The sequence below is a fragment of the Streptomonospora nanhaiensis genome, assembly GCF_013410565.1.
Taxonomy (GTDB): Bacteria; Actinomycetota; Actinomycetes; order Streptosporangiales; family Streptosporangiaceae; genus Streptomonospora; species Streptomonospora nanhaiensis.
In genome coordinates this window covers 1,488,401-1,501,461 of sequence record NZ_JACCFO010000001.1, presented here as the reverse complement: position 1 = coordinate 1,501,461, position 13,061 = coordinate 1,488,401, and the positions used below count along the sequence as shown (strand labels likewise).

The following is a 13,061-nucleotide window of genomic DNA, read 5'->3' as shown; positions in this document are numbered from 1 at the left end:
CGGGGTCAGGAGCGCACCAGCCGGGCGATCGCCTCGGACGCCTCGCGCACCTTCTCGTCGGCCTCCTCGCCGCCGTGGGCGACGGCGTGGCCCACGCAGTGCTTGAGGTGCTCGTCCAGCATCGACAGCGCGAACGACCGCAGCGCCTTGTTGACCGCGGCCGTCTGGGTCAGGATGTCGATGCAGTAGGCGTCGTCCTCGACCATCCTCTGGAGCCCGCGCACCTGGCCCTCGATCCGGCGGAGCCGGTTGAGGTGGCTCTGCTTGTTGTCGTGGTAGCCGTAGGTGGCCATCTGGGTGCTCCCCTGGGTTTCCCGCTCTCCAGCCATGAGAATATACCCCCTTCGGGTATAGAAGCGTCGTATGCCCCTGCGGCATTCCCGAGGAACGGCGCACCGTCCGGCCAAGGCACCGGGAAGCGCTGCCTACCAGTATGGCCGCCCGGGTGGACCAACCGGTGATCTTGGGACAAGCCGGGCCGGGCGGCGTGCCCGGCCCGAGGGCGGGGACACCCCCCGGCGGTGTCGGCCCCCGCCGGCTCGGCCGGCCTCACCGGCGCCGGGCGCGCAGCCCCACCCGCTTCAGCTCCAGGTCGGCCAGCTTGGCGATGGCGGCGCGGTCCCCCGCCCGCCAGGCCCCCACGGGGTCGGGGTGGACGGCGGTCAGCAGCCGCGGCCGCGCCGAGGCCATCGCCCGCAGCGCCAGCAGCGAGGCGCCGGCCTCGTCGGGCAGCGAGCGCAGCGCCGCCGCCCCGCTTGCGCGGCGGATCCAGCGGGCCCGCGTCATCGCCCACAGCAGCAGGGCGAACAGGACCGGCATGGCGGCCGTGAGCAGCGGCAGCACCAGTGCCACCAGGCCCATGGTCTCCTGGAAGCCCCGGCCCGCCTCGCTCAGCGCGCCTCCCGCCTCGCCCACGCTGGTGAACGGCGCGGCCAGGCTGTCGCCGGCGAGCGGGACCTCGCGCACCCGCTCGGCGGCGTCGGCCATGTTCTCCGCGAACCCCTCGCCCGCCGACTCCATCAGCTCGCCCGGCACGGCCAGGGCGCTCAGCGTGTCGTGCAGGGCCAGGCCCGCCCACACCCACGCGGCGATCCAGGCCGCGGTCGCCGTGTCGGCGCACAGTTGGAGGAGGAAGCGCAGCGGGCGGTCGGCGTAGATAGTCATGGCGTCTCCAGCCGGTAATAGGGGGCGTCCGGAGCATTCGGGGCGAACCGGGGGAGTCCGGCGGTCTCCCCGACCATGCAGTCCCCGGCACGGCGGCGCTTAGACCTCGCCGCCGGGAATTCCTACCACGGGGGCCCACGAGCGGCGGCGTTGCGGCGTGCGCCCTGCGGACAGTGCTTGCGATCGCGGCGGCGCCCGCCCACGATTGATCACATGAGCGACTCCAAGAGCCAGGAGAACACCATCCTCAGCCGGATCAAGGATCTGGTCACCGAGGAACGCGACCTCCGCGAGCAGAGCGAGCACCGCCTCACGCCCGAGGAGCGGCAGCGCATGCGCGCCCTGGAGCAGGAGTTGGACCAGTGCTGGGACCTCCTGCGCCAGCGCCGCGCCCGTGAGGAGTTCGGCGAGAACCCCGACGAAGCCGGCGTCCGCCCCAAGAGCGAGGTCGAGGGCTACCGGCAGTAGGCGCCCGCACCGGGCGTGGTCTGGGCGCCGGGGCCGCCCGCGCCGAGGCGGGACCTCGGTGCGGGCAGGGTGCGGCCGGGAGCGGGCGGCGCACCGCGGGCCACCGCGTCGGTGGCAATCGCCGAGGTGCAATCCCGGAACCTCCGCGCCGTTCGGCGCGTCTCACTCCCCAAACGCATGCCGCCGCCCCGGGCGGGCAGTGCCCGTCCGGGGCGGCGGCGCCCGGAGCACACGAGACGATCGGGTCGCCCCTCGATGCTGGAAGTACTCACCGGTACCGGACTCGCTTCGGCGGCCGGGCTGAACGCCTACGTGCCGCTGCTGACCGTGGGCCTGATCGCCCGCTACACCGACCTGCTGCCGCTGGGGCCCGGATGGCAGTGGCTGGAGCACCCGGCCGTCCTGGTGATCCTGGGCGTGCTGCTGGCCCTTGAGGTCACCGCCGACAAGATCCCGGCCGTCGACAGCGTCAACGACGTCGTCCAGACCTTCGTGCGCCCCACCTCGGGCGGCATCACCTTCGGCGCCGGGGCCTCGGCCGTCACCACCGGCGACCTCGCGGCCTGGACCAGCGACGCCGCCGCCGGCGAGGGGGGAGGGTCGTGGTGGCCGATCCTCGCCGGAGTGCTGATCGCGCTCGTCTTCCACGTGCTCAAGTCCGCCGCCCGCCCCGTCCTCAACGCCGTGACCTTCGGCGCGGGCGGCCCCGTGGTCAGCACCTTCGAGGACATCGCCAGCGTGGCGACCTCCGTGCTCGCCGTGGTCGTGCCCCTGCTCATCCTGGTGGCCGTGCCGCTGCTGGCGCTCATCGGGGTGTGGGCCTGGCGCCGCCGGCGCCGCCGCAAGGCCGAGCACCGCGGCACCGCCGTGCCGGGCTGCCCCTAGCCGGCGGTACGCCGCAGGGGCGGGCGCGGGCTGGGCGCCCGCGGCTCCGTCCCCTACAGTGCACAGAGTGGTAGAAAACGAGCTTCCCCACCTCAGCGGCATCACGCACATCGTCTGGGACTGGAACGGCACCCTCCTCAACGACAACCACGCCAACCTCGCCGGGCTGAACGGGGTGTGCGCGGCCTTCGGCCGCGATCCCGTCGAACTCGACTACTGGCGGTCGTGCTTCCGGCGGCCCCTGATCGCCTGCTACGAGGACCTGCTCGGCCGGCCGCTCACCGGCGCGGAGTGGGCGCGCATCAACGAGATCTACGACAGCCACTACCGCACCGCCCTGCCGGCCTGCCGCCTGGCCGACGGCGCGCCGGAGATGCTGGTGGACTGGACGCGCGCCGGGGGCTCGCAGTCGCTGCTGTCCATGGCAGGGCACGACGCGCTGGTGCCCCTCATCGAGGAGCGCGGCCTCACCGGCCACTTCCTGCGCGTGGACGGCCGCCGCTACGACACGGCCGAGGACTCCAAGGCCGAGCACCTGGCCGCCCACCTGGAGGCGCTCGGGGTGGACGACCCCGCCACGGTGGTCCTCATCGGCGACATCGACGACGACGGCCGCGCGGCCGCCGCGGTCGGCGCCAACGCGCTGCTGGTGGCCAGCGGCATGATGAGCCGCGAACGCCTGGCGGCCACCGGCCACCCCGTGGTCGACAGCCCCCGGGCCGCCATGGAACTGCTGCGCCGCTGACCGCGTGCGAACGCCGCCGGCGCGCCCCCGCCCGGCCCCGCACGCGAATGAGGGGCGGTGCCCGAAGGCGCCACCCCTCATTGGTTCCCGCTCGGCCGGAGCGCGAAGGTCAGCCGAGCTGGACCTTGCGCGCGTCCTCGAAGCGCTGCTGGACGTCGGCCCAGTTGACGACGTTCCAGAACGCCTTGACGTAGTCCGCCTTGACGTTCTTGTACTGCAGGTAGAAGGCGTGCTCCCACATGTCGAGCATCAGCAGCGGGTAGGAGCCCGCGGCGAGGTTGCCCTGGTGGTCGTAGAGCTGCTCGATGATGAGGCGCTGACCCAGGATGTCCCAGGCGAGGATGGCCCAGCCGGACCCCTGGACGCCGGTGGCCACGGCGCTGAAGTGCGCGCGGAAGGCGTCGAAGGAGCCGAACTGGTCGTCGATCGCCGCGCCCAGCTCACCCTCGGGCTTGTCGCCGCCGTCCGGCGACAGGTTCGGCCAGAAGACGGAGTGGTTGACGTGCCCCGCCAGGTTGAACGCCAGGTTCTTCTGGTGCAGGTTGACCGTGCTCAGGTCGTTCTTCTCGCGAGCCTCGGCCAGCTTCTCCAGAGCGGTGTTGGCGCCCGAGACGTACGTGGCGTGGTGCTTGTCGTGGTGCAGCTCCATGATCTGACCGGAGATCCACGGCTCCAGCGCTGCGTAGTCGTAGGGAAGCTCCGGCAGCGAGTACGGCGCAGGCATGTTCTTAGGCACCTTCCTGACGCGATTCCAGTGTTTATCGGGCGACCCTTGATCGCTGGTACAGAAGCTATCAGCAGCCGTGCGGGCCCGGCCGTATAGCCCTTCTGACAGGCGGGGTCGGGAATAATCCGGGCGGCGTGCCCATGTGCCGCCCGTGCCGCCGCGGCGGGGCGCCCCCTGCCGTCAGGAGTTCTCGGTGGGGTTCTCCAGCTGGAAGAAGTTGCTGGGCTGCCCGTCCTTTTTGTGCTCCTGGTAGATGAAGTTCAGCCCGCGCTCGTCGAACGCCTCGAACCACTCGTCCCAGTCGATGTGCCGGAGCTTCTCACCGGAGTAGCCGGGGAAGTCGAACAGCAGCCGTCCGGGGCGGCCGTCGTACTCGCTTCCGGGGACGGTCGCCGGCCGGGCGTCGCGCTCCTCGGCCCACTGGCGGATGACGTCGTGGTTGGTGGTGACCAGGCTCTTGCCCGGACGCTCCTCGTGCTGGTCCGGGGAGTCGATCTGCTGCTGGTAGCGGTGCTCGCCTTCGACCGGCCGGTTCTCGGACATCGGTGTGCCCCCTCCTGTCTGCTCGGACGGGGGCCCACTGCCCAGGCGCGCGGGGGCCGAACCCCCGCGCGGCGGCGTGCGGGGGCCCGGCCGCCCGGGCTAGCCGGCGCGCTCGAAGCCGGAGCCGTTCCAGGTCGTGCGGGCGCAGGCCACGCCCCAGGCCCCCTTGCGCTTGAGGATGTCGTAGATGTGCATGCGGTCGATCCGGGGCGAGACGCCGTACCCCGAGGGCCAGGTGATGGCCCAGTCCATGTCCAGGTCCACCAGCAGCTCAAGCAGCCGCGCGATGGTGGGGTCGTCCAGCCGCTCGAACGCCTCGTCCAGCAGCACCATGCGCAGCGGGCCGTCGGCCTCGGTCTGCAGCGCGTCGTAGAAGGCCGCGCTGGCCGCGAACAGGGTCACATAGGACACCAGGCGGGTCTCGCCCGAGGACAGCTGGCGGACGCGGCGGTCGCGCGGCCGGCCGTCGGGGCCGGTGTCGTGGATGCGGACCCGGTAGGCGTACCACTGGCGGTAGTCCAGGGCGCCGGCCAGCACCTCGGCGTAGCCGGTGCTGCTGCCCTGCTCGCGGGTGGCGCGGATGCGGTCCATGAGCGCGCGGCGCAGCCGGTCGTTCTCCTCGGGGGTGCGCTGCGCCACCGACTTCTTGGCCAGCGCGAACGCCGACCGCTCGGCCGGGTCCAGGTGCGGTGCGGGCTCCCACGACAGCTCCACCCGCACGCCCTGGCTGGAGTGGGCGCCTTCGAGGACGGTGTTCATACGCCGGGTCAGCGCCTCGGCCGCGCCGATCTGGCGGTGCAGCTCCTCGGCGATGTCGCCCAGCAGGTACTCCTCGAAGATGCCCTCCTCGCGTTCGGTGAGGTTGTCCTCGGCCTGGGCGAGCCGGGCGGCCGTGGCGCGCGCGGTGGCCGCCACCGGGGCGGTTCCGGCCTCGTCGCTGACGGTCACGGTGAGGATGCCGTGGTCGCGGTCGGCCTGCACGTCGTGGGTTCCGGCGAGCGCGGCCTGGAGGGTCTGGATGCGGCCGATGAGGTCGCGCTCCAGCGCCGCGGGGTCGCCGGCGGCGCGCCGGGCGGCCGCCGACCGCCCGCCCGGCTCCGCGCCCGCTGCCGGATCGCCGGAGCCGGTGTCGTCGGCGAGGGCGCGGGCCAGGGCGGCGCGCAGGTCGGCGCGCTCGAACGGCGGCTCGACCTGGCCGGTGGCGGCCTCCCACACGCCGCTCACGCCGGCGGCGTCGGTCAGGGCGTCCTCGGCGTCGGCGACCTTGGCGCGGGCGTCGGCCACCTGAAGGTCCACGGCCGCCACCCGGGCCTCGGCGTCGGCCAGCGCCTTGATGGCGGCCTCGACCTCGCCCTGGGCCTTGGGCGCCTGGGCGCGCAGGCGCTGCCGCTCCTCCTGTAACGCGCTGATCTCGGCGCTGACCTGTTCGGCGTCGCGGCCCAGGCTGGCACGCAGGGTGGCCAGGACGGCGTGCGCCTCGGCGTAGGCGCGGTGGGTCTCGGCGGCGTCGGACTCGGCCTTGGCGCGGGACTCGGCGGTGCGGGCGTGGTCGGCCTGGGCCGCGGCCACCGAACGCAGGGCCTCGGGGTAGTCGCGCTCCAGCAGGGCGCCGGTGGAGGCCAGCAGGTCGGCGGCGCGGCGGGCGTGGTCGGACAGGTCGCGCAGCTCGCCCAGGCCCGAGGCCACGCCGAGGTCGGCGCAGGCGCGCTGGTGCTCGGCGCGCTCGGCCCCGGCGCGGGCGCGGGCCCGCGCGTGCTCGGCCTCGGCGCGCTCGGCGTCGGAGGCGGCCCGGCGGGCGGCGGAGCGGCGGGTCTGGGTCTCGATCCGGCCGCGCAGGACCTCGCCGATGTCGGGGAAGGACTCCAGGCAGGTGTTCCAGGCGGCCTCCTGCCGCTGGGCCTGGGCCAGCGCGGCGCGGAGGTCGGCGCGCTCGGAGTCGACCCGGGCGAGGTCGTGGTCGACCTCCGCGAGCCGGCGGCGCCGGGCCTGCTCGCGGGCGCCCGCGCCGATCAGCTCGGCCGCGGCCTTGCGGTGGCGTCCGCGCAGCACCCCGGCCCGCCACCACCCGTCGAGCGAGAACGCGAGGTCGGCCCCGGAGCGGCCGCCGGGCGCGGGGGCACCGCCGCCGGCGGCGGGGGAGGCGGAACGCGGGGCGGCGACCGGGGTGGCCGCGCGGTCCTGGGGCGCGGTCGCGCCCGGCGCTGCGGTCGCGCCCGGGGCGGCGGGTGTGCCGCCGGAATCCGCGGCGGAGGGGTGTGCGCGGTCGGCCGCGGCCTGGGCCGCACCGGGGGCGCCGGACGCGGCGGGTTCGGCGGCCAGCAGGGGGACGGAGCGCAGGATCGCCGCGACCGCGTCGTCGGAGACGGGGGTGTCGGCGGCGGCGGGACGCAGCACGTCGGCCAGCGACGGGCCCGCGCACGGCGGGCCGGGGACGGCCCAGGTGTCGTCGCCGGTGTCGGCGGCCTCGCCGAAGGCGCCGTCGGCCCGTACCCAGGCGTTGAGCAGTCCGGCGGCCTCCAGCGCGGCCTCCAGGGCGGCCTGGGCGTCGGCGGGGGTGCCGGGGCGGAAGTCGACCAGCCGGTGGAAGGGGGCGCCGTCGGAGGGGGCGCGCTTGGCGGTGGTGAGCGGCGGCGCCGGGGGCTCGACCTCGGCGGTCGCGCCGAGCCGGTCGCGTTCGGCCGCCAACCGCACCCGTTCGGCCTCGGCCTGCGCCAGTCGCTGCTCGGCCTGGAGCACCGCGTGCTGGGCGGCGCGCACGCGCGGCTGCAGGGCGGCGCGGATGTCGCGGTGGGTGCCGCGGAAGCCCTCGGGGTCGGTGGCCACCGCGTCGGCCTCGGGCACGGGCAAAAGCTCGTCGGCGCCGGGGCGGTCGTCGGCGGGCAGCGCCTGGTCGTGCCAGCGGCGCACGGAGTCGGCCCACTCCCGGGCCAGTTCGTGCAGCCGCTCCTCGCTCTCCCGCGCGCGCCGGCCGGCCTCGGCCGCGTCCTCGGCGGCCTGGGCGGCGCGTTCGCCCAGCCGCTCGATGCGGGCGTCCTCCTCGGCGAGGCGCTCGGCCTCGCCGCGCAGGGCGGCCAGCTCCGGCGCCCGCTGCGCGGCGGCCGCCGCGGCCGCCGCCACGCGGTCGCGCGCCTGGGCGGCGGCCTGTTCCAGCGCCGCGGTGTCGATGGCGGGCGCGGACTCGCGCTCGACGTCCTCGGGGCGGGCGCCGGGTTCGGGGGAGCGCAGGACGCGCGCGGTGGCGCGGGTGCGCTCCAGGGCGGGGCGGAGGTCGGGCAGCGGGCCCAGCGCCGAGCGCAGCCCGATCCCGGCCAGCGCCTCGCGCGCCTCGGCCGCGCGGGAGGCGGCGGCGTCGCCGAGCCGCACCGCCAGCGCGGCCGCCCGCTCGACGGCGCCGATGGACTGGTCCTCGGCCGCGCGCAGCCCCTCGGCGTTGTCCAGCGCCGCCACCACGTGGCGGCGCTGGGAGGCGACGGTGGCCGCCTTGTCCTCAAGGTCGCCCAGGGCGCTGTAGGCGGGGGACGCCTTGAGGGCGTCGAGTTCGGTCTGGACGGCCTCGGCGCGCTCGGTCACGGCGTCGCGCTCGGCCTCGGCCGCGCGCAGCGCGTCCTCGGCCGCCGCGCGCTCCTTGTCGCGCCTGGCCCGGCGGGCGGCCGCGCGGTCGACCTCGGCCTCGGCCTTGCCGAGCGCGGCGGCGCGGTCGGCGAGCACGCCCAGAGCGTAGCCGCGGTAGCCGGTGAGGAAGCCGCCCAAGGCGGAGTCGGCCTGGCGCAGCCGGGCGACGTTGCGGCGCACGCCCTCAAGGTTGTCCAGGCCGGTGGCGGTGCGGGAGATGACGTCGGGGTCGACCGGCGGCAGGGCGTCGGAGAGCAGCTGCTCCAGCTGGCCCTGGAGGACCTTGAGGCCGATGTCGGGGTTGCGCAGGGTGCGCTGGAGGTGGAGGAGGTCGGTGTAGCGGCTGCCGCCGCTGATGCCGTAGACGGCGGCGGCCACCCGCTGCTGGAACGCCTCCTGGCCGCTGACCACGGCGTCGTCGCCGACGCGTTCGCGCAGCCGGGCCTGGCCGATGGGGCGCTCCTGCTCCATCAGCGCGAAGTCCTTGTTGACCCGCAGCGGGGTGATGAACCGCCAGGAGTCGCTGACCTGGCGGCCCGCGGCGCTGGCCTTGACGCCGACACCGCAGGTGAGGAACGACTCGGTGCCGTCGGCCAGCACGCGGCGCAGCTCGATCCAGCCGTAGCCGACGCGGACGGTGCCTTCGGTGTAGTCGTCGAGCATCAGCCGGCTCATGCTGACGGTGTCGAAGCCCTTGGAGCCCATGTTGCGGAGGTCGCCGTCGAGGCAGAGGGGCAGCAGGAGTTCGAGGGTGCGGGACTTCCCGGAGCCGTTGGTGCCCTTGAAGATGACCCGGCCGCCGGAGAGGTCGAACTCCTCGTCGCGGTACTGCCAGATGTTGACCACACCGCCCCGGTGCAGCCGCCACCGCTCGCGCGGTGCCCCGGGGGCGCGCGCCGCGCGCTCGCCGCCGGCAAGTTCCGGGGTCGGTACCTCGGGGAGAGACATGGCTGCGGTTCACTCCGATCGATCGTGGTCGTGACAGGGGACGGCGGGCGGGACGGTGCGGCGCCCGGGTGCCGCGCGGATTGGCCCCGCGGCGTGTGGCGTCCGGGTGCGGCGGCCGTGCGCGGCACCCGGCCCGGTACCGACCGGGCCGGGTGCGGATCAGCGGTGCTCACCGCCTGCCTTTTTCCAGTTTCGCGGTGCCCGCCCGCCCCCGCGACCCGGTTGCGGCGGCTGTGGAAAACCCGGGCGCGCACCGCCGGGCGGGTGTGCGGCCGTGAGCGTTCGGTCCGGCCGGGCGGGGCCGCGGACGGCCGCCGGTGGCGATTCGGCGGGACGGTAGGGCGGAGGAACCCATGCCGCGAGCCCCTCCGACGTCCCAGTCTCGGTGCGGCTGCCCCGCCGCGCGAGCGGTTCCGCGGGGCTGTGGACGGCGTGCTGCCCCCGCGGGCACCGCCCGGTGCCTACGCCGGCGCGGACGGTCCCCGCCGTGCCCCGGCACCGCCCCAGGCCGACCGGTCCGCGGGGACGGACCTGCGGGGCCGACGGGGACCGCCGGCCCGCACCCTGCGGGCTCGCGTGCGCCGTCCACGTCCTGGCGCCCACGTCGGTCGCCGTCGCGGCCGCGACCGCCGGCGGCAGAAGGGGAGCGGCGCGGGGGCGCGGTCCATGGAGTGTCGCCGCCCGCCCGTGGCGAGCGGCGCACGCGCGGGCGCCTCCCGTGATGCGCGTGGCGCCCTCCGGGCGCCGGGGAGGGGCCGGTTCCGCTCTCGTGCGGCCGAGCAGCCGGCCAGGGCGGTCCCCGCCCCGGCCGTTCCCGGCGGGCGGGGCTCCGCCGAGTGTGCCCGCCGGGGGATCGGAGGCCACGGCGGGAACGGCGGCGGGGCGCCGCGCGGTAAGGCGAGCATCCACTGACCGCGCCCTAGAGGCCGAACAGGGCGTCCTGGCCCGCGCCGGGGCGGGGCGCCGCGCGGTCGGCGGCACCGGTGCGGTCGTCACCGGCCGTGTCGCCGACGTCGGCCCCCTCACCCGCCGGTGCGTCGGGGACCGGGCGGTACCGCGCCGCCGCCGGGTTCAGCTCCGCCAGGCCCCCCGGGCGCACCCGGGCCAGCCCCGCCTGCGCCAGCGCCTGGGCGACCGACTCGGCGAGGCGGCCGGGGTCGCGCACCGCCTCGCGCGACCAGGCGCGGGGGTAGCGCTCGGCGATGTCGGCCACGACCGCGCGCAGCCGGCCCGGCTCGACCGCGATCCACCCGTCCTCGCCGCCGGCCGGCCCGCCCGCGGCCGCCTCGGCGCGCTCGGCCGCGCCGCCGCCCGAGGAGTCCGGCCGGGGCGCGGACGCGGTCCCCGGTTCGGCCGGGTCCGCCGCCGGGTCCGCCAGCAGTTCGGCCGCCGCCAGCAGGGCGATGCGCGCCACCGTGCCCGTCCCCGGGAACACGCGGTCGGTCAGGTAGCCCTCCGGGTCGACCGCCAGCACGCCCTCGGCGCGGACCTCCATCCGCAGGCCCGTCAGCTCCTCCAGCAGGTGGGCCTCGGAGCGGAGGTGCGCGCGCAGCCACTCGCGCTGCGCCTTGGGCAGCGCGGCCAGCAGCACCACCGGGTCCTCCACCAGGCGGCGGCGCACCGCGTGCCGCTCGTCGGCGGCCGCACCCGGCGCGCCGTCCGCGGCGGGGGCCTCGGCCGCGCCCGCGAGCGCCTGCGGCGAGGCGTGGCGCCTCAGCGGCGCCGCCACCAGGTGCCCCAGCAGTTCGGCGTTGACGGTCAGCAGCGCCTCGCGGTCGGCGTCCTCGGCCCACGGCGACACGCTGCCGTCGGTCTCGGCCAGCACGCCCAGATCGACCAGGTGGCGCAGCGCCGCGGCCAGCGCCCGCCGGTCGACGATGCCCGTGCCCAGCTCCAGCCCGGCCTCGGCCCCTGCCGCGCGCACCTCGGCCACCAGCGACGACAGCAGCAGCTGCCCGCCGCCCCCGGTGAGTACCGCCAGCACCAGCGCCAGGTAGGCGTAGGCGCGCGGGGTGAACGCCGCGCCGTTGGGCTTGTGGGCCCCGCGCACGCCGTCGGGGGTGCGGCCGGTCTTGTACAGCCGCGCGAACCCCGGCTCCACGACCAGCCGGTAGCCCAGGTAGGCCGCGAACAGGGTCTGCAGCCGGTCGGCGTAGCGCCGCACCGCCGGCAGGGTCTCGCCGTCGGGCCCCTCGGCGCGCAGCAGCGGCCGCCGCAGCAGCACCCGCACGCAGCGCCGCACCTGCGCCGCCTCGATCGCGTCCAGGCCCTCGAACGCCGCCGGCTCGCCGCCCGCCAGCGGGTCGCGCCGGGTGATCCCGGTGCCGCTCACGGCGCGCCCCCCGCCGGCGGCAGCAGCGGGTCATCGACCCGCAGCCGGACCTCCACCCCGTGCAGCTCCAGGTCGCCCAGCACCGAGCCGATGCGGGTGACCCGGCCGGCGGGCCGCGGCTCCAGTTCCACGGTCAGGCCGGTGACCGCGTCGGCGGCCGTGCCCCGGTCGGCGGGGCCGTCGCGGGTGGCCCCCGCCAGGGTCAGCAGCTCGCACAGCACCTCCAGGGCGTCGCCGGACAGCCGCGCGCCCGCCAGGTCGGTCCCGGCCGCCGACAGCTCGCCCACCGCCGCCGCGCGGCGGCGGTGGCGGCGGTCCTCCTCCTCCAGCAGCGCGGCGCGGCCCAGCGGGTCGTCGCTCACCCGCGGCACCTGCCCGCCGGGCGCGCGCTCGCCGCGGCTGCGCACGTTGACCTCGACGTCCACGCGCCGGCCCCGCGCCCACGTGCGGGCGGGGTCGGGGGAGTCGTCCTCGGGCGCCAGCGCCAGGTGCCGCGCCGAGAACAGGCCGAACGCCGCCGCGTAGAGGTCGTGGGCGGCCTCGGGCTCGGCGGAGTCGAACCAGGCGGCCAGCCGCAGCAGGTCGCGGCGCCGCCCGGGGTCGACCCCGCCCGCGCCGGTGACCCGTTTGACGTTGGCGAACAGGGCGGTGATGGCGCGGCTGGTGGCCTCGCGCAGCGCGTCGACCTCGGAGGGCCGGCCGGGCAGCCCGATGAACCAGCCGGTCAGGCCGTCCCAGTCGGCGTCGCGGCGGCCCGGGGCGCGCTCCATCAGCTCCATCTGGCCCAGGCGGGCCGGCCGCGGCGCCAGGTCGTCGCCGGGTCCGGCGCCCAGGTGGCCCAGCAGTTCGGCGCGGCGGCGGTTGAGGGCGCCCAGGCGCACCACGATCGGCTCGGAGTGGCGCAGCACGTCCTTGGCGATCAGCTCCACGTACTCCAGCAGCATGTGCTTGAAGCCGGTCATCTCGGCGGGGGCGAGGTCGTAGCGGGCGATCACCGAGCCGAGGTAGGCGTAGAAGTCGCGCACGGCGGCGGCGAACTCCTCGTGCTGCAGGAACAGCGTGGTGACCTGCTGGGCCAGCCGCTCGCGCAGGCCGCGCGCCGACGCCGCCTGGGGGCCGCGCCCGGCGGCGCTCGCGGCGAGGTGGTCGAGGGTGCGCTCGACGTCGGCCAGCCCCTGCTCGATGGCGGGCAGCAGTTCGCGCGAGACCTCGCGGGCGCCCTCGGCGACCTCCAGGACGTCCTCGGCGTCGCGCTGGACCCGCACGGCGAGCTTGGCGACCTGGTAGCGCACCCGGCTGCGGGTGAACTCGGCGATGGTGGCGGCGGGTTCGCGGCGGCCGGGCACGAGGTTGCCCCAGCGGGCCAGCTGCTCCAGCCGGTCCACCACGACCTCAAGGCGGGACTCGCCGGGGTCGATCTCGCCGCGCCGCTCGGCGCCGGCCAGCGCCGCGGCGACCTCGCCGGCGCCGAGGTCGGCCATGAGCGTGGACGTGAACAGCCGCATGACGGCCAGGTAGGTGCGCCGCTCGGGCGCGGTGAGGTAGCTGTAGAGCCGCAGCCGGTCGGCGGCGCCGGTGGGGTCGGCCGGCTGCTCGGCGGCGCCCGGCGGGTGGTCGTCGGCGTGGTTAGGCATGAC

The 13,061-nt window shown here is 76.6% G+C and carries 10 protein-coding genes; 3 read left to right on the top strand and 7 right to left on the bottom strand.

Annotation, left to right across the window (positions count from 1 at the left end):
- Window positions 1–5 precede the first annotated feature (5 nt).
- Both HNR12_RS06450 and HNR12_RS06445 read right to left on the bottom strand, forming a co-directional pair.
- On the bottom strand, window positions 6–293 hold the full coding sequence (locus HNR12_RS06450; RefSeq protein WP_179770443.1) for a metal-sensitive transcriptional regulator: 288 nt from the start codon (window positions 291–293) through the stop codon (window positions 6–8).
- 256 nt (window positions 294–549) lie between these two features.
- Window positions 550–1,164 (bottom strand): hypothetical protein, encoded by a 615-nt coding sequence (locus tag HNR12_RS06445; RefSeq protein ID WP_179766646.1) that lies wholly within the window; start codon window positions 1,162–1,164, stop codon window positions 550–552.
- Window positions 1,165–1,377: 213 nt separating this feature from the next.
- Between HNR12_RS06445 and HNR12_RS06440 the strand changes: the two genes are divergently transcribed.
- The 3 genes from HNR12_RS06440 (at window position 1,378) to HNR12_RS06430 (ending at window position 3,262) form a co-directional block, all read left to right on the top strand.
- Window positions 1,378–1,632 (top strand): DUF2630 family protein, encoded by a 255-nt coding sequence (locus HNR12_RS06440; RefSeq protein WP_179766645.1) that lies wholly within the window; start codon window positions 1,378–1,380, stop codon window positions 1,630–1,632.
- Between the two features lie 255 nt (window positions 1,633–1,887).
- Window positions 1,888–2,517 carry a DUF4126 domain-containing protein gene (locus HNR12_RS06435; protein WP_179766644.1) on the top strand — a complete coding sequence of 210 codons (630 nt, stop codon included), beginning with the start codon at window positions 1,888–1,890 and terminating at the stop codon, window positions 2,515–2,517.
- Between the two features lie 67 nt (window positions 2,518–2,584).
- Complete coding sequence (locus HNR12_RS06430) at window positions 2,585–3,262, top strand: HAD hydrolase-like protein (protein ID WP_179766643.1); 678 nt, start codon at window positions 2,585–2,587, stop codon at window positions 3,260–3,262.
- Window positions 3,263–3,371: 109 nt separating this feature from the next.
- On the opposite strand, the gene HNR12_RS06425 is transcribed toward HNR12_RS06430, so the two are convergent.
- From HNR12_RS06425 to HNR12_RS06405, 5 genes are all read right to left on the bottom strand, one after another.
- Window positions 3,372–3,986, bottom strand: coding sequence for a superoxide dismutase (locus HNR12_RS06425; protein ID WP_179766642.1), 615 nt, complete (start codon window positions 3,984–3,986; stop codon window positions 3,372–3,374).
- A 183-nt stretch (window positions 3,987–4,169) separates the two neighbouring features.
- Complete coding sequence (locus HNR12_RS06420; protein ID WP_179766641.1) at window positions 4,170–4,532, bottom strand: hypothetical protein; 363 nt, start codon at window positions 4,530–4,532, stop codon at window positions 4,170–4,172.
- 99 nt (window positions 4,533–4,631) lie between these two features.
- Window positions 4,632–9,092: an SbcC/MukB-like Walker B domain-containing protein gene (locus HNR12_RS06415; RefSeq protein WP_179766640.1), complete on the bottom strand. Its 4,461-nt coding sequence runs from the start codon at window positions 9,090–9,092 to the stop codon at window positions 4,632–4,634.
- Between the two features lie 919 nt (window positions 9,093–10,011).
- Window positions 10,012–11,424, bottom strand: a complete 1,413-nt coding sequence (locus tag HNR12_RS06410) for a TIGR02678 family protein (RefSeq protein ID WP_338119729.1) — start codon at window positions 11,422–11,424, stop codon at window positions 10,012–10,014.
- Window positions 11,421–13,058, bottom strand: coding sequence for a DUF2397 domain-containing protein (locus HNR12_RS06405; protein WP_179766639.1), 1,638 nt, complete (start codon window positions 13,056–13,058; stop codon window positions 11,421–11,423). The genes HNR12_RS06410 and HNR12_RS06405 overlap by 4 nt, the downstream gene beginning before the upstream one ends.
- Window positions 13,059–13,061 lie beyond the last annotated feature (3 nt).